The sequence below is a fragment of the Rhodoplanes roseus genome, from assembly GCF_003258865.1.
Lineage (GTDB): Bacteria > Pseudomonadota > Alphaproteobacteria > Rhizobiales > Xanthobacteraceae > Rhodoplanes > Rhodoplanes roseus.
Genome location: NZ_NPEX01000006.1, coordinates 1 through 21220 on the forward strand (window position 1 = coordinate 1; position 21220 = coordinate 21220).

At 71.1% G+C, this 21220-nt stretch carries 24 protein-coding genes; 19 read left to right on the forward strand and 5 right to left on the reverse strand.

Translation table 11 applies throughout. The annotated features are described in order from the left end of the window. The 7 genes from CH341_RS34000 to cysN all read left to right on the forward strand — a co-directional run. The coding region (locus CH341_RS34000; protein ID WP_170149425.1) for a hypothetical protein at nt 1-245 on the forward strand (245 nt) is incomplete at its 5' end. Between the two features lie 100 nt (nt 246-345). Further along, a complete protein-coding gene (locus CH341_RS01680) occupies nt 346-669 on the forward strand; it encodes a DUF2849 domain-containing protein (protein WP_111417299.1) in 324 nt (107 codons plus the stop codon). A gap of 12 nt (nt 670-681) precedes the next feature. Then, nucleotides 682-2343 (forward strand): nitrite/sulfite reductase, encoded by a 1662-nt coding sequence (locus CH341_RS01685; RefSeq protein ID WP_111417300.1) that lies wholly within the window; start codon nt 682-684, stop codon nt 2341-2343. After that, nucleotides 2327-3127: a phosphoadenylyl-sulfate reductase gene (locus CH341_RS01690; protein WP_111417301.1), complete on the forward strand. Its 801-nt coding sequence runs from the start codon at nt 2327-2329 to the stop codon at nt 3125-3127. The genes CH341_RS01685 and CH341_RS01690 overlap by 17 nt, the downstream gene beginning before the upstream one ends. 2 nt (nt 3128-3129) lie before the next feature. Beyond that, on the forward strand, nt 3130-3648 hold the full coding sequence (locus CH341_RS01695; protein WP_111417302.1) for a DUF934 domain-containing protein: 519 nt from the start codon (nt 3130-3132) through the stop codon (nt 3646-3648). Between the two features lie 8 nt (nt 3649-3656). Beyond that, on the forward strand, nt 3657-4634 hold the full coding sequence (cysD, locus tag CH341_RS01700; RefSeq protein WP_111417344.1) for a sulfate adenylyltransferase subunit CysD: 978 nt from the start codon (nt 3657-3659) through the stop codon (nt 4632-4634). After that, on the forward strand, nt 4634-6604 hold the full coding sequence (cysN, locus tag CH341_RS01705; protein WP_111417303.1) for a sulfate adenylyltransferase subunit CysN: 1971 nt from the start codon (nt 4634-4636) through the stop codon (nt 6602-6604). The genes cysD and cysN overlap by 1 nt, the downstream gene beginning before the upstream one ends. A gap of 24 nt (nt 6605-6628) precedes the next feature. Here cysN and CH341_RS01710 read toward each other — a convergent pair whose 3' ends face one another. Next, on the reverse strand, nt 6629-6949 hold the full coding sequence (locus CH341_RS01710) for a hypothetical protein (protein ID WP_146604340.1): 321 nt from the start codon (nt 6947-6949) through the stop codon (nt 6629-6631). A gap of 299 nt (nt 6950-7248) precedes the next feature. Here CH341_RS01710 and CH341_RS01715 point away from each other — a divergent pair, with 299 nt between their 5' ends. Both CH341_RS01715 and CH341_RS01720 read left to right on the forward strand, forming a co-directional pair. Continuing rightward, the gene (locus tag CH341_RS01715) at nt 7249-7998 is read left to right on the forward strand and encodes an outer membrane protein (protein ID WP_111417305.1); all 750 of its coding nucleotides are present in this window, start codon (nt 7249-7251) and stop codon (nt 7996-7998) included. 192 nt (nt 7999-8190) lie between these two features. Beyond that, nucleotides 8191-8625, forward strand: coding sequence for an ArsC/Spx/MgsR family protein (locus CH341_RS01720; protein ID WP_111417306.1), 435 nt, complete (start codon nt 8191-8193; stop codon nt 8623-8625). A 21-nt stretch (nt 8626-8646) separates the two neighbouring features. Here the strand turns inward: CH341_RS01720 and CH341_RS01725 are convergent, their stop codons facing one another. Both CH341_RS01725 and nirK read right to left on the reverse strand, forming a co-directional pair. After that, nucleotides 8647-9522, reverse strand: coding sequence for an SUMF1/EgtB/PvdO family nonheme iron enzyme (locus CH341_RS01725; protein WP_111417307.1), 876 nt, complete (start codon nt 9520-9522; stop codon nt 8647-8649). 59 nt (nt 9523-9581) lie between these two features. After that, nucleotides 9582-10697, reverse strand: coding sequence for a copper-containing nitrite reductase (gene nirK, locus CH341_RS01730; protein WP_111417308.1), 1116 nt, complete (start codon nt 10695-10697; stop codon nt 9582-9584). Between the two features lie 435 nt (nt 10698-11132). Here nirK and CH341_RS01735 point away from each other — a divergent pair, with 435 nt between their 5' ends. The 8 genes from CH341_RS01735 to CH341_RS01770 are packed head-to-tail and all read left to right on the forward strand — an operon-like array spanning nt 11133 to nt 19067. Then, entirely contained in the window at nt 11133-11696 is a 564-nt protein-coding gene (locus CH341_RS01735; RefSeq protein WP_111417309.1) for a MarR family winged helix-turn-helix transcriptional regulator, read from the forward strand. A 54-nt stretch (nt 11697-11750) separates the two neighbouring features. Then, nucleotides 11751-12716 (forward strand): Bug family tripartite tricarboxylate transporter substrate binding protein, encoded by a 966-nt coding sequence (locus CH341_RS01740; protein WP_111417310.1) that lies wholly within the window; start codon nt 11751-11753, stop codon nt 12714-12716. 58 nt (nt 12717-12774) lie between these two features. Then, nucleotides 12775-13761, forward strand: a complete 987-nt coding sequence (locus tag CH341_RS01745; protein ID WP_170149426.1) for an NAD(P)H-dependent flavin oxidoreductase — start codon at nt 12775-12777, stop codon at nt 13759-13761. A gap of 32 nt (nt 13762-13793) precedes the next feature. Next, nucleotides 13794-14519, forward strand: a complete 726-nt coding sequence (locus CH341_RS01750) for an enoyl-CoA hydratase/isomerase family protein (protein ID WP_111417311.1) — start codon at nt 13794-13796, stop codon at nt 14517-14519. Between the two features lie 15 nt (nt 14520-14534). After that, nucleotides 14535-15734: a CaiB/BaiF CoA transferase family protein gene (locus CH341_RS01755; RefSeq protein WP_111417312.1), complete on the forward strand. Its 1200-nt coding sequence runs from the start codon at nt 14535-14537 to the stop codon at nt 15732-15734. Beyond that, a complete protein-coding gene (locus tag CH341_RS01760; protein ID WP_111417313.1) occupies nt 15731-16480 on the forward strand; it encodes an enoyl-CoA hydratase/isomerase family protein in 750 nt (249 codons plus the stop codon). Before CH341_RS01755 ends, CH341_RS01760 begins: the two co-directional genes overlap by 4 nt. Then, nucleotides 16477-18090: an AMP-binding protein gene (locus CH341_RS01765; protein ID WP_111417314.1), complete on the forward strand. Its 1614-nt coding sequence runs from the start codon at nt 16477-16479 to the stop codon at nt 18088-18090. The genes CH341_RS01760 and CH341_RS01765 overlap by 4 nt, the downstream gene beginning before the upstream one ends. A gap of 11 nt (nt 18091-18101) precedes the next feature. Further along, nucleotides 18102-19067: a hydroxymethylglutaryl-CoA lyase gene (locus CH341_RS01770; protein ID WP_111417315.1), complete on the forward strand. Its 966-nt coding sequence runs from the start codon at nt 18102-18104 to the stop codon at nt 19065-19067. Here the strand turns inward: CH341_RS01770 and CH341_RS01775 are convergent. Continuing rightward, nucleotides 19064-19858, reverse strand: a complete 795-nt coding sequence (locus tag CH341_RS01775) for a hypothetical protein (protein ID WP_111417316.1) — start codon at nt 19856-19858, stop codon at nt 19064-19066. The genes CH341_RS01770 and CH341_RS01775 overlap by 4 nt on opposite strands. Here CH341_RS01775 and CH341_RS01780 point away from each other — a divergent pair. Both CH341_RS01780 and CH341_RS34005 read left to right on the forward strand, forming a co-directional pair. Then, nucleotides 19857-20057 (forward strand): hypothetical protein, encoded by a 201-nt coding sequence (locus tag CH341_RS01780; protein ID WP_111417317.1) that lies wholly within the window; start codon nt 19857-19859, stop codon nt 20055-20057. The genes CH341_RS01775 and CH341_RS01780 overlap by 2 nt on opposite strands. Further along, the gene (locus CH341_RS34005; protein WP_170149427.1) at nt 20054-20215 is read left to right on the forward strand and encodes a hypothetical protein; all 162 of its coding nucleotides are present in this window, start codon (nt 20054-20056) and stop codon (nt 20213-20215) included. The genes CH341_RS01780 and CH341_RS34005 overlap by 4 nt, the downstream gene beginning before the upstream one ends. 90 nt (nt 20216-20305) lie before the next feature. On the opposite strand, the gene CH341_RS35665 is transcribed toward CH341_RS34005, so the two are convergent. Continuing rightward, on the reverse strand, nt 20306-21220 hold a 915-nt coding region (locus CH341_RS35665), incomplete at its 5' end, for a tripartite tricarboxylate transporter permease (protein WP_245430820.1).

Sequence of the window (21220 nt, forward strand, 5' to 3'; positions counted from 1 at the left end):
CCACCATCAACACCGCCCTGCTCGGCATCGCCTCGTACTTCGCGCCTCGCATCGCCGCGCGCTTCAAGGCGGCCGGCGATCTCGCCGCGACGTCGTCGCTCGCCGACAAGACCGCGAAGCGCTGCGACGAGATCACCGCAGAGCACGGCCGCTTTCGAGAGGAGACGCGCTTGGAACTCGATCGCGTCCGGTTGCGGACCTGCCCGCCCTCGCCGCGCGACACGACGTCGACGGTCCGGTGCTGATCCTGATCGGCCCGGCCGTGGCGCATGGCGACCTCGCCGGCGCCGTGCCGCTACGCCAACCGTCCGCCCGCGCCGTCCCGGCCGCCGCCTGAGGTCCCCCATGGCCAAACGCCCGAAGACGTTCCACCCGGTGGTCGCCACCGCCAACGACCTGCCGACCGGCGCGGTCGTGTTCCGCCATCCGGACGGCGACTGGTCGGGCGACATCGCGGCCGCCGAGATCGCCACGACGCCGGAGCAGGCGGACGCGCTCCTGGCCCACGCCCAGGCCGACCAGGGGCCGGGCAACCGCATCGTCGATCTCGCGCTGATCGAGGTGGTGCGCGAGGGCGCTTTCGTCCGGCCGACCGCGCTGCGCGAGCTGATCCGCACCAGCGGCCCCACCATCGCGTTGCCGGCCGACGGCCGCCCCGCCGGACACTGAGGCGAGTCCCCGATGTACCGTTACGACGAGTTCGACCGGACCTTCGTGCAGGAGCGTGTCGCCGAGTTCCGCGACCAGGTGGCGCGGCGGCTCTCCGGCGAGCTGACCGAGGACCAGTTCAAGCCGCTGCGGCTGATGAACGGCGTCTACCTTCAGCTCCACGCCTACATGCTGCGCATCGCCATCCCGTACGGCACGCTGTCGTCGCGCCAGCTCCGCCTGCTCGCGTCGATCGCTCGTGATCACGACAAGGGCTACGGCCACTTCACCACGCGTCAGAACCTGCAGTTCAACTGGATCGCGCTGAAGGACGTGCCGGATATCCTCGACAAGCTCGCCGGCGTCGAGATGCACGCGATCCAGACCTCGGGCAACTGCATCCGCAACGTCACGGCCGACCATTTCGCCGGCGCCGCCGCAGACGAGGCCGCGGACCCGCGGCCCTATGCCGAAATCCTGCGGCAATGGTCGTCGCTGCATCCGGAGTTCACGTTCCTGCCGCGCAAGTTCAAGCTTGCGGTGATCGGCGCGCCGAACGACCGCGCCGCGATCCAGACCCACGACATCGGCCTGCAGGTGAAGCGCGACGAGACCGGTTCGCTCGGCTTCGCCGTCTATGTCGGCGGCGGCCAGGGCCGCACGCCGATGGTGGCGCGCAAGCTGCGCGACTTCCTGCCCGAAGCCGATCTGCTCGCGTACTGCGAGGCGGTGCTGCGCGTCTACAATCTGGAAGGCCGCCGCGACAACAAGTACAAGGCGCGCATCAAGATCCTGGTTCACGAGACCGGCGAGGCGGCGTTCACGGAGGCCGTCGACGCCGAGTTCGCGGCGCTGAAGGGCAAGGCCCTGACGCTCCCGGCCGACGAGGTCGACCGCATCGGCGCCTATTTCGCCTCGCCCGCCTTCGCGTCGCTGCCGGCGCAATCGGACCTCTACGAGCGCGCCGTGAAGACCGACCCGGCTTTCGCGCGGTTCGCGTCCCGCAACGTGCATCCGCACAAGATCCCGGGCTACGGCATCGTCACGATCTCGCTGAAGCCGACCGGGCAGCCGCCCGGCGACGCGACCGCGACCCAGATGGAGGCGGTTGCCGACCTCGCGGCGCATTACGGCTTCGACGAGATCCGGGTGAGCCACGAGCAGAACCTGGTGCTGCCGCATGTACGGCTCGACGACATCCCGGCCGTGTTCGAGGCGTTGCGGGCCGCCGGCCTCGCGACCCCCAATGCCGGTCTCGTCACCGACATCATCTCGTGCCCGGGCCTCGACTACTGCTCGCTCGCCACGGCGCGCTCGATTCCCATCGCCGAGCGGCTCTCAGAGCGCTTCGCCGACCTCGACCGCCAGCACGCGATCGGCGAGCTGAAGATCAAGATCTCCGGCTGCATCAACGCCTGCGGCCACCATCACGTCGGCCACATCGGCATCCTGGGCCTCGAGCGGAAGGGTGAGGAGTTCTATCAGATCACCCTCGGCGGCTCCGGCGACCAGATCTGCACGATCGGCGAGATCGTCGGCCGCGGCTTCTCGTCAGGCGAGATCGTCGACGCGGTCGAGACCGTGATCGACACCTATCTGGGCCTGCGTACGTCGCCGCAGGAGACGTTCCTGGCCGCCTATCGCCGCGTCGGCGAGGCCCCGTTCAGGGAGGCGCTCTATGCTGCGGCAGGATGACCTCGACACGCTCGCGGTCGAGACGGGCCGCGGCGAGGCGCTTCGTCTGGCCGATGCGTGGGCGCACAGCACCCCACAGAACATCGTCCGCGACGCGCTGGCGCGGTTCGCCCGACGCATCGCGCTCGTCTCCTCGTTCGGCGCCGACTCCGCCGTGCTGCTGCACATGATCGCCGCCGCGGACCGGACGACGCCCGTGGTCTTCGTGGACACGCTGCGGCTGTTTCCCGAGACGCTGGCGCATCGCGACGCGCTGGTCGCCCGGCTCCGCCTGATCGACGTGCGCACCGTGCGGCCGGCCGCCGCCGAGCTGGCGCGCCGCGATCCCGACCTGTCGCTCGCGGAGCGCGATCCGGACGCCTGCTGTGGCCTTCGCAAGGTGGTGCCGTTCGCGCAGGCGATCGAGCCGTTCGCCGCCTGGTTCACCGGCCGCAGGCGGGATCAGGCCCTTTCACGCGCCGCGTTGTCTCACGCGGAGTGGGACGGCGCGCGCATCAAGATCAACCCGCTCGCCGGCTGGACCATCGACGACGCCGTCGCATACCGGCGCGAGCACGGCCTGCCGGAGCATCCCCTCGCCGCGCAGGGCTATCCATCGATCGGCTGCGTGCCCTGCACGTCGCGGGTCGACGCCGACGAGGATCTGCGCGCCGGCCGCTGGCGCGGCCTCGAGAAGACGGAGTGCGGCCTACACGATCGTCGCACCGCCGCGCCGCCCTCTTCACCCTCCCCTGGAGGAGGTGAAAGCAACGCCGGCCTTCTCACGTCATCGACGAGAACCTGATCATGCCGCTGTTCCGCAACGGACGTTTCGAGGACGACGACTGGCAGATCCCGGCCGGCGACGCGCCGCTGCCGGCATCCGGTAAGGTCGCCGTGCCGAAGGCGCGCTTTCTGGCGGAGCGCGAGGCGCTGCGCGGGCGAAACGCGCCGGTCGGCGTGCTCCTCACCGCCGGCGATACGCTCGACGACATCGTTCCGGATCTGCCGCGCCTCGGGCTCGTGGTGATCAGTTTTCCGAAATACGCCGACGGGCGGCCCTACTCGCTCGCCCGGCTGCTGCGCGACCGGCACGGCTATGTCGGCGAGCTGCGGGCGAGCGGCGACGTGCTGCGCGACCAGGTCGCGCTGATGCTGCGCGCCGGCTTCGACGCGCTCGACGTGACGCATGCCGGAACCGTCGCGGCCTTGCGTGAAAAGCGCATCGTCGCGGTGCGCCACCATTATCAGCCCGCCTCCGCCGAGGCGTCCGAAACAAGGCCCGATCCGCGCCCGTGGCGACGGGTCTCGGCCGCGCTCTCCTGAGGGTCGCCATGCGTGCCGCCGACGTCGTCGCCGAGCGCCTGCCCGAGGCGCATGCCGCTGTCCCATCGCCGGCCGCCGCGGCGCATCCACGTCTGTCTCCGCATCTGCGGCGGCTCGAAGCCGAGGCGATCTTCATCATGCGGGAGGTCGCGGCCGAGTTCCGCAACCCGGTGATGCTCTACTCGGTGGGCAAAGACTCGTCCGTGATGCTCCACATCGCGCGAAAGGCGTTCTTTCCGGGCCGGCCGCCCTTCCCGCTGATGCACATCGCGTCCGGCTGGGACTTTCGCGACGTGATCACGCATCGCGACCGCATGGCGGCGACCTACGGGCTCGACCTGCTGGTCCACACCAATGCCGAGGCGGCCGCTGCCGGCGTCAACCCGTTCGACACCGAGACGGGCGAGTACTCGCGCCTGATGCTCACCGAGGCGCTCAAGGCGGCGCTCGACCAGCACGGCTTCGACGCCGCCTTCGGCGGCGCCCGCCGCGACGAGGAGAAAGCGCGCGCCAAGGAGCGCGTGTTCTCGCACCGGCGCGGTCATGTCTGGGATCCGCGCAACCAGCGACCCGAGCTGTGGCGGCTGTTCAACACCCGCCTCGCGCCCGGCGACTCCATGCGGGTCTTCCCGCTCTCCAACTGGACCGAGCTCGACGTGTGGGACTACATCCGGGCCGAGGGCATCCCCATCGTCCCGCTGTATTTCGCCGCCGAGCGCACCGTGGTGCTGCGCGACGGCGCGGTGCTGGTCGTCGACGACGACCGCATGCGCTGGCGCGAGGCCGAGCGGCTGGAGCGCCGGCGGGTGCGATTCCGCACGCTCGGCTGCTGGCCGCTCACCGGCGCGGTCGAGTCCGACGCCGCCGACCTCGACGGCATCATCGCCGAGATCGTCTCGTCGCGCGTCTCGGAGCGCAACGGGCGGCTGGTCGACGGCGCCGTCCAGGCCTCGATGGAAGCCAAGAAGCGCGAGGGCTATTTCTGATGCCGACCGCCCTGCGATCACCTGCGGCTCTCGGCGCCCCCGCCGGGCTCGACGACATCCTCCGCACCCCGTCGGCGCCGGTGGCGCCGCCGCTGCCGGTGCGGGCGCGGGGCGCGCTGCGCTTCATCACCTGCGGCTCCGTCGACGACGGCAAGTCGACCCTGATCGGCCGGCTGCTGCACGAGGCGCAGGGCGTGCTCGACGACCAGCTCGCCGCGATCACGCGCGAGAGCCGGCGCTTCGGCACCACGGGCGAGGACGTCGACCTCGCGCTGCTGCTCGACGGGCTGGAGGCCGAGCGCGAGCAGGGCATCACGATCGACGTCGCCTACCGGTTCTTCTCGACAGGGCGGCGCGCCTTCGTGGTCGCCGACACGCCCGGGCACGAGCAGTACACCCGCAACATGGCGACCGGCGCCTCGACGTCGGAGCTCGCGGTGCTGCTGGTCGACGCCCGCAAGGGCCTGCTGGAGCAGACGCGCCGGCACGCCGCCATCGTGTCGCTGCTCGGCATCCGCAACGTGGTGCTGGCCGTCAACAAGATGGATCTGGTCGGCTGGTCGCAGGCGCGCTTCGACGAGCTGGTGGCGGCGTTCGGTGCCTTCGCGGGCCCGCTCGATTTCCGCTCCGTGACCACGATCCCGCTCTCGGCGCGCTTCGGCGACAATGTCGTGGAGGCGAGCCCGAACACGCCCTGGCATGTCGGGCCGACCCTGCTGGAGCATCTCGAGGCCGTCGAGATCGCCGACGACAGCGCCGCGCCCTTCCGCTTCCCCGTGCAGTGGGTGAGCCGCCCGCACGCCGACTTCCGCGGCGCCGCCGGCACGGTCGCGAGCGGCCGCGTCGCGGTCGGCGACGCCGTGGTGGTCGCCGCGTCGGGTCGTACCACCAAGATCGCCCGAATCGTCACCATGGATGCGGACGTCGAGGTGGCGTCCGCCGGCGACGCCGTGACGCTGACCTTCGCGGACGAGATCGACATCGGGCGCGGCGACGTGCTGGCAGCCCCGCGGGCGCGGCCGACCGTGACGCGGCGCTTCGCCGCCGATCTGGTGTGGATGACGGACGAGGAGGTCGAGGCCGGCAGGCGCTTCCTGATGAAGGTCGGCACCGCCACGCTGCCGGCCACCGTCACCCGCATCGCCGACCGGCTCGATCTCGCCTGGCTCGGACGGGTGCCGGCCGACCGGCTCGCCCTCAACGCCATCGGCCGCGTCCATGTCGAGACCGCCGTGCCGGTGTCGATCGACCCCTATGGCGAGAACCGCGCGACCGGCGGCTTCATCCTGATCGACCGCGCGACGCACGCGACCAGCGCGGCCGGCCTGGTGATCGCCGGGCTCGACGGCGCCCGCGACGTGCACGCCCAGGCGGGCGCCGTCGACCCGGCGGTGCGGGCCTGGGTCAAGACGCAGCAGCCGCTCGCCGTTTGGCTCACCGGCCTGCCGGGCTCCGGCAAGTCGACCATCGCGGCGCTGGCGGAGCGCCGTCTGGTCGCGCTCGGGCATCACACCATGCTGCTCGACGGCGACAATGTGCGGCAGGGCCTCAACGCCGATCTCGGCTTCGACGCCGCCTCGCGGGCCGAGAACGTGCGCCGCGTCGGCGAGGTGGCGAAGCTGATGACCGACGCCGGCCTGATCGTGCTGGTGGCGCTGGTGTCGCCGTTCCGCGCCGACCGGGAGCGTGCCGCCGGCCTGTTCCCGGCCGGGCGCTTCATGGAGGTGCTGGTCGACGCCTCGCCGGAGACCTGCCGGGCACGCGACCCCAAGGGGCTCTATGCCAAGGCCGAGTCGGGCCGCATCGTGAACTTCACCGGCCGCGACCAGGCCTACGAGCCGCCGACCGCCCCGGCCCTGGTGCTGGCGACCGACGAGATCGGCCCGGAGATCGCGGCCGAGCGCCTGGTGCAAGCCATTCTGGAGCGTATCCGGACCCAGCCGGCCAGCGCTCTGGCCGCGCAACTATGATGTGATCAGATCGTGCCGACCTGATCAGAACGCGATGACGGGATCGATGTGCAGGGTCGCGACGTCCGAGGCTGCGCCAGCCGGAGTGGCCGCGGCGATGTGCCGGGCGAGCACGGCAACGATCTCGTCCGGCGTCGCGGCGAGTGGCCCGTCGTAGGACGCGAGCCGCGGATCCGCCGCCGGCAGCCAGTCGAGCCACCAACGGCTGCCGTCGTGTCGCAGTGCCCCGTGCACGCGGCCATCCCACGACACCAGCCAGACGCCGCGCACCATGTCGGTCGCGAATGCCCGCCACGCGCCCGCGATGCTCCGCGCGATGCGGGTCGGCAGCTCGAAGGTGAGCACGCGGGTCGCCGTCATGATCACGAAGGTGCGCCGGGCACGCCCTCCCATCAATGCGAACGGGTTCGCTATTTTCGGCCGCTCCGGAGAACACCACCGCTGCCCGCGGGCGACAGAGAGAAGAAGCGTTCGGCCCGGCAGGCCCCGCGCCCCCTCGCGGGGCCCCCTGATGGTGCCGCTAAGCCCTTGTTTACCAGGCATTAACCACCGCAGGGGTTCGACCCCGGTGTTGCCGTTTCGCCACCATTTCTTCGCGGGTTTGAGTCAAGTTGGCGCAATCAGATGACGCGAGGGGAACAACAATGAAGAAGCTTCTGCTGGCGACGGTCGCGACCGTCACGATGATGGGATGCGCGGGCGCCGCGGATCTCTCGGCTCGCATGCCCATGAAGGCCCCGCCGCCCGTGATGGCGCCGGTGTTCTCCTGGACGGGTTGCTACATCGGCGGCTATGTCGGCGGCGCCTGGAACGCCGACAGCACGGTCGCCACCGACCTCAACGGCTATGTCGCGCCGGGCTCGTGGGGCTACAAGACGGATTCGAGCTTCATCGGCGGCGGCACTGTGGGCTGCAACTGGCAGCCGATCGGCTCGCCCTTCGTGCTCGGCCTCGAAGGCGAGCTCGGCTATCTGAGCATGTCCGGCTCGGCCTACGATCCGCTGTCGGGCGGCGCCGTGGTGTCCTCGACCAAGGTCGGCGACTGGTACGGCATGATCACGGGCCGGCTCGGCTACTCGTGGAACCGCGCCCTGATCTACGCCAAGGGCGGCGTCGCCTTCGTCAATGTCGAGAACACCATCGCGACCCCGGCCTTCATCGCCTCGGTCAGCGAGACCCAGGCGACCTGGACGGTCGGCGGCGGCGTCGAGTGGGCCTTCGACATGAACTGGAGCCTCAAGGCCGAGTACATGTATATCGGCGTCGACAACACCCAGAGCGTAGGTGCGTTCGGCTTTAACTGGGATCACGAGAACAGCGGCATCCACACCGCCAAGGTGGGCCTCAACTATCGCTTCGGCGGCTACGGCGCGCCCCTGATGGCCCGCTACTGAGAGCCCAGACGCTCAAGGCCGAAGTCCCAAACCAGGCCGGCGAGTGAGAGACAGAGCGTCGAAGGGCCTCGGGGGCGAACCCCCCGGGGCTCTTCGTCCTTTTTCACGACGTCTCCTGCCCGCAGGACGTCCGATCGGCCCGTGGATTGCTTGCCTCCGCATCGGCGCCGTGCCGATGGAGGCTTCGCGACAATGGCCAAGGTCGTCTTCTACGAAAAGCCTGGATGCGGCGGCAATGCCCGCCCGAAGGCGCTGTTGCGCGCCTCCGGCCAGGAGCTCGACGTCCGCGACCTGCTCGCCGCGCCGTGGACGGCCGAACGCCTGCGTCCGTTCTTCGGCGATACGCCGGTCGCGGCGTGGTTCAACCCCGCCGCACCGCGAGTGAAATCCGGCGAGATCGAGCCCGCCGCCGCGACCGCCGAGGCCGCGCTCGCCCTGATGATCGCCGATCCCCTGCTGATCAGGCGGCCGCTGATGCAGGTCGGCGAGCGCCGCGAGGCCGGCTTCGACCAGGCCCGCGTCGACGCCTGGATCGGTCTGCGCCCCACCGAACGGCCGGTGACGGACCGCTGTCCGAAAGACGACGCCGTGCACGCCCACGCCTGCCGTGCAGCCGGCGAGGCGTGAGCGTGCGGATGGCGCGGCGCGTCAGCCCGGTCCGAGCAGCCGGCGGGCGGTGCGCTCGAGCGCGGCGAGCAGGCGGTCGGCCGCCGCCGTCTCGACCACCAGGCGGAAGCCGAGATTGGCGGGCGGCGCCCCGGCCGCGCAGCCGCCGGTGCGCGGATCACGGATGAAGTCGGTCATGTAGGTGCGGTGCCGGCCCTGCACGACGCGGACGCCGCAATTGGTCGTGGTGGCGCGCGTCTCGCCCGAGGCTTCGAGCGTTGCCCGCACGAAGCAGGTGTCGGTCCATTCCCAGACATTGCCGGCGACGTCGGCGAGCCCCTTGGCATTGACGCCGAAATGCCCGACCGGCTGCGGCTCGGCCGACATTTTCTCGCGCGACGCCTCGGTGTCGTAGCGGACCAGCCAGGCGCGCGCCGGATCGGCCCGGTCGACCACCGGCAGGGCCTCGTCGTCGGCCTTCTCGGCCGCCGCGAACACCCACTCCTGGTCGGTCGGTAGACGATGCGTCAGACCGGTCGTCCGGGTCATCCAGGCCGCATAGGCGACGGCGTCGCGATGGCTCACCCCGACCACCGGCCGGTCGTCGGCCGCCGGACCTCGCCCGATGCGCGGACAGGCACCGGCGGCGACACAGGTCGCATACTCGGCCGCCGTCACCTGCCGGGTCATGATGGTGAGATCGCGGTCGAGGCGCAGCGTGCGTACCGGCGCGGCCGCGGGCCGGCCGGCGACCGACACATCGCCGGCGACGCGATACTGGAACTCGGCCGGCGCGAGCGCCACGACGGAATGCGGCAGCGCCGGCACGCCGGGCGACAACAGCGCCGCGCCGCCCGCCAGCGGCCCGGCCAGGGCCGCCGCCGCTGCGGCAATCTTGAGGCTGGATGCGAGCAGCATGACGGACCCTCCGAAGCGAACCGGCCCGCGAGCGCCTCGCGGGCCTGGCCGTCATCGTGTCAGCGCGCCACCGGGGCACCGACCGCCCCGACCCGGCCGGGCGCGATCGGACCGGGCGGCGTCACCTGCGTCATCAGATCGTCGTTCCAGGTGCCCTCGACCTTGAAATGCGCCGTCGCGCCGAGCTCCACTGCCTCGATCAGATTGTGGTTCACATAGGCGTAGACGCCGGGCTGCAGGAACGTGTAGAGCGCAGCGCCGGCCGAGCCGCCGCGGATGAACCAGGTCTCCAGATCCTTCTGGGGCGGGTTGTCGAACTTGCCGGTCTCCCACACCTGGTCGCCGTGGCCGCCGATCAGATGCGGGCGGGTGTCGCGATTGGCCTGCGAGTGGACGATCATCACGGTCTCGCCGACCTTGGCCGTCATCGCGTTCGCGCCGGTCAGCGCGCCGACCCGGCCGTTGAACACCACGTGCGACGGGATCAGCTTGCGCATCACCTCGGTCGTGTCCTGATAGGAATCGGCCGGCGACTCGTAGGTCTTGAACTTGCCGGTCTCGTCGCGCGGAATGTAGAGGTCGTTTTCGCCCACGTAGTAGATGCGGTCGTAATGCAGCGGCTTACCGTCGCGGTCCTTCAGCCCGTCGCGCGGCAGCACCATCACGGTGCCGTGCATGCCGGAGACGACGTGCCACGGGATCATGCCTTCCGGCGCACAATGGTAGACGAACGTGCCGGTGCGGGTCGCCTTCCAGCGCAGCACCACCTCCTCGCCCGGATTGACATGGGTGAGCGCGCCGCCGCCGAGGGCCCCCGTCGCCGCGTGAAAATCGATGTTGTGCGGCATCGAGTTGGACTCGGGATTGACCAGCGTCAGCTCGACATAGTCGCCCTCGTGCACGACCATCATCGGACCCGGCATCGAGCCGTTGAACGTCATCGCCTGGAACTTGGTGCCGGCCTCGTCGACGACGACCTCCTTCTCGACGATCGCCATCTTGAACGCGACGATGGCGGGGCCGCTCTTGGTGGCCTGCTCGTGCTCGTGCACGAAGGGCGGGGCGACCAGCTCGACGGACTTGCGCGGAAGATCGGGGCTGCCGGCGAGCGCGGGGGCGGCGGCGAGCAGAGCGGCGATCGCAACGCCCATCAGTACGGACCTACGGGTCATCACGACCCTCCTGTCTGTTTCGTCCTATGAGGACAGGTTAGGTGCGCGCCCCGGCGGCTTCGTTGCGAAGCAGCAATCACCGACCCGGAAGGTCGGCGCTCGTCCCGCTGTTTGCCGTTTCGCAAACAGACCCTTCGGCTGGGATGCCGGGAGCGGGCCGATGACGGTTCTCGCCCGCTGTCGTCCGTGCGGGCGAAGGCGTGCGGAATTCCACTCGTCGTCCCGGGGCGGACTCCGCAACTCTTGTCTTTCCGGCGCGCTCTCCCTGCGCTCCTGGACGGCCCCCACGACGCCATAGTTGACACTATCCACGATCCAGTTAACACTCTCAACTATCATGAGCACCCCGGTTCGCCGTCCTACGTCATCCGATCTCGAGCCCGAAGCCGCGCGCTCGGCCGAGGGCGGGCCCTTTCGCTCGCGTCCCCGGACGAGCCGATGAGCCGAGCGAAGCCGCGCGCCGTGGCGGCTCCAACGTCCGTCGCAAAGGGCGGCGAGCCGGCCATCAAGGACCTACTCTCCTACCGGCTGCACCAGGTCGCCAACCTGCTCTCCCGCGGCGCCGCGATGCGCTACAAGCGCGAGTTCGGCGTCAGCCTGTGGGAGTGGCGCACCGTGGCGCTGCTCGGCGACTACGCGCCGCTCTCGCTGAACGAGCTCGCCAAGGCGGCCGGCCTCGACAAGAGCCAGATCAGCCGCGTCGTCTCCGGCCTGACCGCGCGCGGACTGATTCTGCGCGAGGTCGACGCCCGCGACGGCCGCGGCGTCCGCCTGACCCTGACGCTGCCGGGCCGGCGCCTCTATGCCGGCCTGATGGAGGCGGCGCGCCAGCGCAACGAACGCCTGGCGCAGCGGCTCTCCGACGCCGAGCGCGACTGCCTGGAGCGCATCCTGATCACGCTGGGCGACCAGGCGCGCGACTTCGTGCGCGAGGAGCAGACATTGTCGGAGGCGCGCCGCAGCGCCGCGACCAAACCAACGACACGACCACGCGGCCGCTGACGAGCCGCGACCACAACAACGACACGACAGGAAACGTTCGAGGAGTCGACGACCATGGATCGACGCACGTTCCTCGCCGCGCTCGCGGCGAGCGGCCTGCTGGCGCGCCCGGCAGCAGCCCAGTCCTACCCGACCAAGCCCATCCGGCTGATCGTCACCTTCGCGGCCGGCGGGCCGGCCGACCTGTTCGGCCGCGCCCTCGCGGCCGGCATGTCGACGGAGCTCGGCCAGCAGGTGGTGGTGGAATCGCGCACCGGCGCCGGCGGTCTCACCGGGCTCGCCGCCGTCGCTCACAGCGCGGCGGACGGCTACACGCTCTGTCTGGTCGGGGCCGCCGCACTGTCGACCATCCCGTTCATGGTCCCGTCGATGCCGTTCGACTGGAAGACCGATCTGACGCCGTTGACCTTGGTCGCGCGAGTGCCCGAGGTGCTGGTGGTGAGCACATCGCTCGGCATCGACTCGCTGCCCGCGCTCGTGGCCCACGCCAGGGCGAAGCCGCGGACCGTCAACTTCGGATCCGCCGGTGTCGGCAGCATCACGCATCTGGCCGGCGAGCTGCTGCGGGACAAGGCCCAGATCGACGTGGTCCACGTTCCTTACCGGGGCGCCGCGCCGGCCGTGAACGATCTGCTGGGCGGCCACGTGCAGTTCGTCATCGCGGACGTTCCGGTGCTGCTGCCGCACATCCAGGCCGGGGCCGTGAAGCCGCTGGCCGTGACCACGGCGAAGCGCACCGCGACGCTGCCCGAGGTGCCGACCACGGCCGAGCTCGGCTATCCGGGCGTGCTGTCGGACAACTGGTACGGCCTAGTCGCCCCCGGCGGCCTGCCGCCCGAGATCACCGCCGTCGTGCACAAGGCCGCTACGGCGGCGCTGCGCTCCGACGAGCTGGCGCGCCAGTTCGAGACCCAGGCGGCGATCCCGTCGCCGACCACCGGCGCGGAGTTCGTCGCCTTCATCGACGCCGAGCAGGCCAAATGGGGCCCGCTCGTCAAGTCGACCGGCGCCCGCCTGTGACGGCCGGGCCGCCGAGCACCGTCGTGATCAGGAACCCGGACGAGATCAGGACCCGACCGTGACCGAACGCCTCTCCACCCGCGTCACCGACCTGCTCGGGATCCGCTACCCGATCCTGCAGGCCGGGATGAGCTGGGCCTCCTCCAATGCCGAGCTGCCGGCCGCCGTGTCGGCCGCGGGCGGGCTCGGCGTGATCGCCGCGGGACCGATGTATCCGGACGACCTGCGCGCCGCGATCGGGCGCGTCCGAGCCATGACGACGGCGCCGTTCGCCGTCAACGTGCCGCTCTACAACAAGCGGGCCGATGCGTTCCTGCAGATCGTGCTGGACGAGAAAGTGCCGATCCTGATCGCCTCGCAGGGTGGGCCGGGCAAGCACATCGCGCGCTTCAAGGACGCCGGCGTGACCTGGCTGCACGTCGCAGCCTCGCCGGTCCACGCGCTCAAGGCCGAGGCGGCGGGCGTCGACGCGGTGATCGCGGTCGGCGCCGAGGCGGGCGGCCATCCGCCGCCCGACGAGGTCGGCACCCTGGTTGTGGTGCGCGCCGTGGCGGCCGCCCTGCGCATCCCGGTGATCGGCGGTGGCGGCGTCGCGGACGGCGCCGGCATCGCCGCGCTGCTGAGCCTCGGCGCCGAGGGCGTCCAGCTCGGCACCCGGTTCCTGCTCACGCCGGAGGCGCGCCTGCATCCGGCCTACAAGGAGCGGGCACTCGCCGCCGCGATCGCCGACACCACCCTGGTCGGCCGCGGGCGGATGCCGGTCCGGGTGCTCCGCAACGCCTTCACCCAGGCCGTCGCCGACGCCGAGGCGAACGGCATGGCCACCGCCGAGATCGCGGCGCTGATCGACACCGGAACGTTGAAGATGGCCGCGCACGACGGCGACGTCGCGCACGGAAAGGTCGAGGTCGGCCAGTCCGTCGGCCTGATCGACGAGATCCTCCCCGCCGCCGAGGTGATGCGGCGGCTGGTCGCCGAGACCGAGGCCGCCATCGCCAGGCTGACGCGGATGTCGTCGGCCGCCGCAATGGCAGAGCCCGCGTGATGCGCCCAAACCGTGAAGCAGGACCCGAATCCATGTCCGATCTCCTGACCGAGACGCACGGCGCCGTGCGCGTCCTCGTCCTGAACCGGCCGAACAAGCGCAACGCGCTCGACAACCGTCTCACCTCGGCGCTGCTGGAGGCCTTGCGGGCCGCCGACGCGTCGCCCGACGTCGGCAGCGTGGTGCTGACCGGCGCCGGGCCGGCCTTTTGCGCTGGTGCCGACCTGTCGGAATTCAAGCTGCTCACGCCCGAGAATCAGCATCTCGTCGACCGACGCGCCGAGCTGACGATGACGCTGCACGGCATCTTTCCCAAGATGACCAAGCCGGTCATCACCGCCGTCAACGGACCCGCGATGGGCGGCGGCGCCGGCCTCGCACTGGCCGGCGACGTCGCCGTGATGGCCGAGAGCGCCACCCTCGGCTGGCCCGAGGTGAAGCACGGCATCGTCGCGGCGATCGTGCTGCCGAGTCTGGTGCGCAACATCGGCCGCAAGGCCGCCTTCGAGCTGGTGGCGACCGGCGTGCCGATCGACGCCAAGCGGGCGCTGGCGCTCGGCGCCGTCAATCACGTCGTGCCGGGCGACGAGCTGATGGACGTCGCCCTGGCACTCGCCGGGCAGATGGCGTCGTTCAGCCGCGCCGCGATGGCGGCCACCAAGCAGCTCTTCTATCACGCGCTCGACGTCCCCTACGACGAGGCGCTGGCGGCCGGCCGCGAGGCGAACCGGCGCATGCGCGCGTTCCGCAAGGCCTGAGGAGACGCGTGCCGGATGAAGCCGCTTCAGAATCTCACCATCCTGGATCTCTCGCGGGTGCTGGCCTGCCCGTTCGCCAGCATGATCATGGCCGAGCTCGGCGCCACCGTGATCAAGGTCGAGGAGCCCGGCCGCGGCGACGAGACCCGCACCTTCGAGCCCTTCGTGACGCGTGAGGGAGGCCGCGAAAGCGCCTACTATCTCGCCTTCAACCGCAGCAAGCGCTCGATCACGGTCGACCTCCGCTCACGCGAGGGGCAGGAAATCGTCCGCGGCCTCGCCGCCGATGCCGACGTGCTGCTGGAAAACTTCCCGGTCGGCACGCTCGCCCGCCATGGCCTCGACTACGCGGCGATCCGCGCGGTCAACGAGCGTATCGTCTACGTCTCCTGCACGGGTTTCGGCCAGACCGGCCCCCATGCGCGACGCAAGGGCTACGACACCATCTTCCAGGCGATGGGCGGGATCATGAGCCTGACCGGCGAGCGCGGCGGCGACCCGGTGAAGCCGGGGCTGCCGGTCGCCGACCTCACCTCCGGCCTGTGGATCGTGATCGCGATCCTGGCCGCCGTGCACGGCCGCGACGCCGCCGGCGGCGCCGGCTCCCATGTCGACTTCTCCATGCTGGACGGGCAGATCGCGCTGCTCACTCTGGCTGCCGCCCGCTGGTTCGCGCTGGGCGAGGTGCCGCAGCGCCTCGGCACCGAGCATCCGAGCCGGGTTCCGACGGCGAGCTTCCGCTGCGCCGACGGCGGCTGGCTGCACATCACCGGGAGCGACCAGCACTGGATGCCGCTGTGCCGCGTGCTCGGCCTCGAGGCGTGGGGCGGCGAGCCCGCCCTGCAGCAGAACTCCGAGCGGGTGAGACGGCGCGACGAGGTGATGACTGCGCTCACGGATGCGATCGGCACCCGCCGTCGCGACGAGCTGGCCGCCGCGCTCGACGCCGCCGGCGTGCCGCAGGGCCCGATCCGCACCGTCGACGAGATTTTCGCCGACGAGCACACCCGCGCCCGTGAGCTCGTCGGGACGTTCGAGCATCCGGTCGTCGGATCATTTCCGGGCCTGCGCATTCCGTACCGCTTCGACGGCTTCGACGATCCCACGGTCGACCGCCCGCCCCTGCTCGGCGAGCACACCGACGAAATCCTGCGCGAGCGGCTCGGCTACTCGCCGGAGCGCATCGCGGCGCTGCGCGAGGCCAAGGTCGTATGAGCGCTTCCCCCGTCCTCACGACGCTGTCCGACGGCGTCTTCACCGTGACGCTGAACCGGCCGCAGAGCCGCAACGCGCTCGACACGGCCACCTGCGAGGCGCTGAGCGCCGCCACCCGCGCGGCCGGCGACGACGAGCGCGTGCGGCTGGTGCTGGTGCGCGCCGCCGGCCCGGTGTTCTGCGCCGGCGCCGACCTGAAGGAGCGGCAGGGCATGGGCCCGGACGCGATCCGGGCGCGACGCCTCAAGGCGTTCGCCGCCTATGCGGCGATCGAGGCGCTGCCGATGCCGACGATCGCCGTGGTCGAGGGTCCGGCGGTCGGCTCCGGCTGCGAGATCGCCGCGGCCTGCGACCTGATCGTCGCCACGCCGGCGGCGAGCTTCGCCACCCCCGAGGCGCTGTGGGGCACGGTCGGCGCCACCCAGCGGCTGCCCCGCATCCTCGGCAGGCGGCTCGCCAAGGACATGATGTTCACGGGCCGGCGGCTCGACGCCGCCGGGGCCTGCGCTGCAGGCCTGGTGGCACGGGTGGTCGCGCCCGAGACGCTGGAGGCGACGCTCGCCGAGATCGCCGCGACGATCCGCAAGGCGCCGGCGGCGGCGCTGGCGCAGGCCAAGCGCTGCATCGACCGCGGTGTCGAGCTCGATCCCGCCGGCGCGCTGGCGGTCGAGCTGATGGCGATCGAGGAGAACATCGCGGCCGACACATGGCGCGACGGCATCGCCCGGTTCGGAGGCGAACGATGAACGGTCCCGCCGGCACGCTGGCGGACGCCCTGGCCCGCAACGCCGCGCGGCACGGCGACGCCGAAGCGCTGGTCACCGCGACCGCGCGCCTCACCTGGCGCGCGCTCGATGCCGACGTCCGCCGCGCCGCGCGCGCCCTGCTGGCGATGGGCGTGCGCAAGGGCGATCACGTCGGCCTCCTGTTCGGCAACGACGAGACCTGGGTGACGCTGTTCTTCGCCGCCGCGACGATCGGCGCCGTCACGGTGCCGGTGAACACCAGGTTCAAGGCGGCCGAGCTCGGCTTCTGCCTGAAGCAGGCGGACGTGACGACGCTGATCCTCACCGACCATTTCCTCGGCATCGACTTCGTCGCGTATCTGCGCGAGGCCGAGCCGGCGGTCGACGCGGCGCTGCCGGGCACCGCGCTGCCGCGGCTCGGCCAAGTTGTCGTGCGCGGCGAGCAGGTGCCGGCGGCGGCGCAGTCGCTCGATGCCGTGCTGGCGCGGGGCGATGCGGTGTCGGACCAGGACCTCGCCGCGGCAGCAGCGGAGGTCGGACCAGACGACCTGCTGCTGATCCAGTTCACCTCGGGGACCACGGCCTTCCCCAAGGGCGTCATGCTCACCCACGCCAACATGCTGTGTAACGCCGCCGCGGTGGCGGCCCGCATGGGCGTGACGGCGGACGACCGTTACTTCAACTGCCGTCCGTTCTTCCACGTCGCGGGCTCTACCCTGTCGCTGCTGGTCTCGCTCGTCACCGGCTGCTGTCTGGCGACGCTCCCGACCTTCGAGGCGGGCGCGGCGCTGGCCATGATGGAGGCGGAGCGCTGCACGCTCACCTCCGGCAACGACACCCTGTTCCAGCTGATGATGGGACATCCCGACTTCGCGACGCGACGTCTCTCGCTGCGCGGCGGCTGGTGCGCGGCCGGGCCGGAGACGATGCGCAACATCGTCGAGCGGATGGGCGCCCGCGACCTCTGCTGGGCCTACGGGCTGTCCGAGGCCTCGCCCAACGTGGTGTTCAGCGACCGGACCGATCCGCTCGACCGCCGCATCGAGGGGGCGGCACGACCGCATCCGGGCGTCACGGTGCGGATCGCCGGGCCGGACGGCGCGCCCGTGCCGGCCGGGCAGTCGGGTGAGATCCAGGTCCGCGGCTGGAACGTCATGCGCGGCTACTATGACAATCCGGAAGCGACGGCAGCGGCGTTCACGGCGGACGGCTGGCTGCGCACCGGCGACGTCGGCGCGGTCGACCAGGACGGCTGGCTGCGTCTGATCGGCCGCATCAAGGACGTGTTCCGGGTCGGCGGCGAGAACGTCGCGCCGGCCGAGGTCGAGGAGGTGCTGCTCGCCCATCCGGCGGTGGCGACGGCCCAGGTGGTCGGCGTGCCGGACACGCGGCTCGGCGAGGTGCCGGCCGCCTTCGTCACACTGAAAAGCGGCGAGGTCACCGACGAGGCGGAGCTGATCGGCTGGACACGGCAGCGCTGCGCCAATTTCCGCGTGCCCCGCTATCTGCGCATCGTCGACGACTTCGAGGCGATCGGCATGACGGCGAGCGGCAAGGTGCAGAAGGCGAGGCTGCGCGCCCACGCGGTCGCCGCCTTCGGACTCGGCTGAGAGGCGACAGCATGACCGACGTGACTCTCTGCGAGTGCTTCGCCCGCGACGGGCTGCAGCACGAACCGGACTTCGTGCCGACCGCGACCAAGCGCGAGCTGATCGAGCGCTTCGCCGCGCTCGGCTTCACCCGGATCGAGGCGACCTCCTACTCGAATCCCAAGGTGGTGCCGCAGTTCGCCGATGCGAGCGAGCTGTTGGAGACACTGCCGCGGCGCGGCGGCGTCCACTACAAGGCGACGTGCGCCAATCCGCGTGCCGTCGAGCGCGCCGTCACGGACGCGATTGCCGGCCACGGCGTCAACGAGATCAGCCTGCTGGTGTCGGCGAGCGAGGAGCATTCGCAGACCAACCTGCGTCGCTCGCGCGCCGAGCAGTGGGACAATGTGCAGGCCATGGCAGCCGCAGCGGGCGACCGTTTCCGGCTGGTCGGCTCCATCTCGGTCGCCTTCGGCTGCCCGTTCGAGGGTGCCGTCCCGCCTCAGACCGTGGTGGAGGACGTCGAGCGCTTCGCCGCGCTCGGCGTCCGCTACGTCTCGCTCGGCGACACCACCGGGATGGCGACGCCGAACAGTGTCGCGGCGCTGTGCCGGCTGGTCCGGCGCGCCGTGCCGGAGGTGACGCCGATCGGCCATTTCCACGACACCCGCGGCACCGGGCTGGTCAACGTGCTGGCCGCGCTCGACGCCGGGGTACGGTTCTTCGACGCCTCGTTCGGCGGCGTCGGCGGCCATCCGGCGAAGCTCCGTTATGGCGGCGGCTTCACCGGCAATGTCTGCACCGAGGATCTGGTGGGCCTCCTGGAGTCGCTCGGCGTGCGGACCGGCATCGACCACTCCGCCCTGCTCGACACCGCGCTGGCCTGCGAGGCGGCGCTGGGGCGAGAGCTGCACGGCCGGGTGACGCGCAGCGGCCTCAATCCGCTGATCGAAAGACGCGATGCCGCCGACGCGGCCGCACGCGCGCCGGCGGGCTAGCGCCGCCTGCGCTCGGGAATCTGATCGCGCGGCTTGCCATTGCCGTCCTTGCGCTCGCCCTCTTTGCGGTCGTCGTCGTTGCGGTCGTCGACGTACCGGACGAACAGAGGCTTGCCGGCCAAGGCCTTTCCGAACGTGTCGGTGAAGCGCAGCCGGTCGCAGCCGGTGAGGCTGTCGGTGATGGCCTTGCGGTAGAGATCGCGGGTGTCGCTGCTCGCCCCCTTCGTGGCGTAGGTGACGAAGGGCGGCCCCATCAGGGCGCCGGTCGGCTTCAGCCCGAACCTCACCGTCATCTCCATGCCGGGCTTGCGCTGGTCGGCCGGCGGCGGCACCCAGCAGGCACGAAGCGCCGCGAACAGTCCCGAGATGGTGTCGATCGTCTCACCCTTCTTGTCCAACGGCGGAGCGCCCTTCTTGCCGCGCCTGTCGTCCTCGGGCTCGTCGTCGCTGCCGATCGTGACGCGCAGGCTGTCGGGCAGGCAGGAGCGCCGGCTGCAGTCGTCGCCCCGAAGCGCGGCGCCGCGCCTGCTGCCGCGCTTGTCGTCGGAGCCCTCCGGCGTGATCAGCACCGGTACGTCGCCCGGTCCGCGGCGATACATCGGCACGTCGCGGGCCGCCGGTCCCGGCGCGATGCGGCCACCGCCGATGCCGACGCCGCCCGGCGTGTAACCCTGCACGGGCGCGCCCGGCGCGATCGGGATGCCGCCCGGCCCGGGAGTCTCGGTGAGCTGGGCGAGCGCGACGGAGCTCGACATCGCGAGCAGCGGCAGGATCGCGAGAGAGCGGAGCATGGCGGACTCTTTCGGCACAATGCGGGCCGCCATTGTGCGCGCGCCGGTGCGCCGCGTCACCCCACCGGACGGGCGGTCCGACCGCCGCGAGCTGGAGGCGACGGAGCTGGCGAATGCAATCTTCAAGCGGATCAACGACGCCACCATGCGGCTCCTGATCAGCGCACCGATGCTCGCTTCGAGAACGTCGAGGAGGTGACGTTCTCGCTGGTCGCCGCCCTCACGGGTGCGACCCGCGTCGCATTCGACCACGATGTGGATCCAGCGGTCCTCGCGCCGTCCCGCTTCAGGATGATGGCGATGTGTCGTGCCTATCTGCGTGACGCCGCGCTCGCCGGCCCGCGTCCCGAGGTCTAGTCGCGATTGCGGGCCTCGGCCGCCGGCCTCGCACCTGTCCCGAGGCGGACATCCGGAGACGGCCGGGTCTCGCAACGCATGCCACGTCCGCTACTCCGCCTCCGCCAGCGCCTCCTTGCGCTTGCGAAACACCGTCGGCGACAGCAGCACCAGGATCAGCAGCGCGGCGACGCCCAGGAGGCCGGCGCTGATCGGTCGTTGCATGAACACCATGAGGTCGCCGTCGGACAGCAGCATGGCGCGGCGGAAATTCTCCTCGAGCTGCGGGCCGAGCACCAGGCCGAGCAGCAGCGGCGCCGGCTCGGCACCCACCTTGATGAAGAAGTATCCGATCAGGCCGCAGGCGAGCATCAGCCAGATGTTGAAGACGCTGTTGGCGATGCCGTAGGTGCCGATGCAGCACAGGAGCGCGATGGCCGGGAACATCAGGCGATACGGGATCTTCAGCATCGACACCCAGATGCCGACCAGCGGCAGGTTGATGATCAGCAGCATCAGGTTGCCGACCCACATCGAGGCGATGACGCCCCACACGAGCTGCGGCTGCTCGGTCATGATTTGGGGGCCGGGCTGGATGCCGTGCATCATGAGGGCGCCGATCATCAGCGCCATCAGCGCATTGGCCGGGATGCCGAGGGTCAGCAGCGGGATGAAGCTGGTCTGCGCCCCGGCATTGTTGGCGGCCTCCGGCGCCGCCACGCCCTCGATCGCGCCGTGGCCGAACATCGCCTTGTTCTTCGACAGCTTCTTCTCGACCGCATAGGCCGTGAACGGCGGCAGCGCGGCGCCGCCGCCCGGCAGCACACCGAGAATGCAGCCGATCAGGGTGCCGCGCGTCATCGCCGGGAACGAGGCCTTCAGGTCCGTCCAGCTCGGGATCAGGTCGCGCACCTTCTGGCTCATCACCTGGCGCACCGGCGGGCGCTCCAGATTGGCCATGATCTCACCCAGCCCGAACAGGCCCATCGCGACCGGCACGAAGTCGATGCCGTCGCCGAGCTCGGC

Excerpts from the sequence above, each read along its gene's own strand:
- CH341_RS01775 (WP_111417316.1), bottom strand. The coding sequence starts at position 19,858 with ATGCTCCGCTCTCTCGCGATCCTGCCGCTGCTCGCGATGTCGAGCTCC.
- CH341_RS01685 (WP_111417300.1), top strand. The coding sequence starts at position 682 with ATGTACCGTTACGACGAGTTCGACCGGACCTTCGTGCAGGAGCGTGTC.
- CH341_RS01720 (WP_111417306.1), top strand. The coding sequence starts at position 8,191 with ATGGCCAAGGTCGTCTTCTACGAAAAGCCTGGATGCGGCGGCAATGCC.
- CH341_RS01715 (WP_111417305.1), top strand. The coding sequence starts at position 7,249 with ATGAAGAAGCTTCTGCTGGCGACGGTCGCGACCGTCACGATGATGGGA.
- CH341_RS01770 (WP_111417315.1), top strand. The coding sequence starts at position 18,102 with ATGACCGACGTGACTCTCTGCGAGTGCTTCGCCCGCGACGGGCTGCAG.
- CH341_RS01765 (WP_111417314.1), top strand. The coding sequence starts at position 16,477 with ATGAACGGTCCCGCCGGCACGCTGGCGGACGCCCTGGCCCGCAACGCC.
- CH341_RS01680 (WP_111417299.1), top strand. The coding sequence starts at position 346 with ATGGCCAAACGCCCGAAGACGTTCCACCCGGTGGTCGCCACCGCCAAC.
- CH341_RS01750 (WP_111417311.1), top strand. The coding sequence starts at position 13,794 with ATGTCCGATCTCCTGACCGAGACGCACGGCGCCGTGCGCGTCCTCGTC.
- cysN (WP_111417303.1), top strand. The coding sequence starts at position 4,634 with ATGCCGACCGCCCTGCGATCACCTGCGGCTCTCGGCGCCCCCGCCGGG.
- CH341_RS01740 (WP_111417310.1), top strand. The coding sequence starts at position 11,751 with ATGGATCGACGCACGTTCCTCGCCGCGCTCGCGGCGAGCGGCCTGCTG.
- cysD (WP_111417344.1), top strand. The coding sequence starts at position 3,657 with ATGCGTGCCGCCGACGTCGTCGCCGAGCGCCTGCCCGAGGCGCATGCC.
- CH341_RS01755 (WP_111417312.1), top strand. The coding sequence starts at position 14,535 with ATGAAGCCGCTTCAGAATCTCACCATCCTGGATCTCTCGCGGGTGCTG.
- CH341_RS01695 (WP_111417302.1), top strand. The coding sequence starts at position 3,130 with ATGCCGCTGTTCCGCAACGGACGTTTCGAGGACGACGACTGGCAGATC.
- CH341_RS01735 (WP_111417309.1), top strand. The coding sequence starts at position 11,133 with ATGAGCCGAGCGAAGCCGCGCGCCGTGGCGGCTCCAACGTCCGTCGCA.
- CH341_RS01780 (WP_111417317.1), top strand. The coding sequence starts at position 19,857 with ATGGCGGACTCTTTCGGCACAATGCGGGCCGCCATTGTGCGCGCGCCG.
- CH341_RS01690 (WP_111417301.1), top strand. The coding sequence starts at position 2,327 with ATGCTGCGGCAGGATGACCTCGACACGCTCGCGGTCGAGACGGGCCGC.
- CH341_RS01725 (WP_111417307.1), bottom strand. The coding sequence starts at position 9,522 with ATGCTGCTCGCATCCAGCCTCAAGATTGCCGCAGCGGCGGCGGCCCTG.
- CH341_RS01760 (WP_111417313.1), top strand. The coding sequence starts at position 15,731 with ATGAGCGCTTCCCCCGTCCTCACGACGCTGTCCGACGGCGTCTTCACC.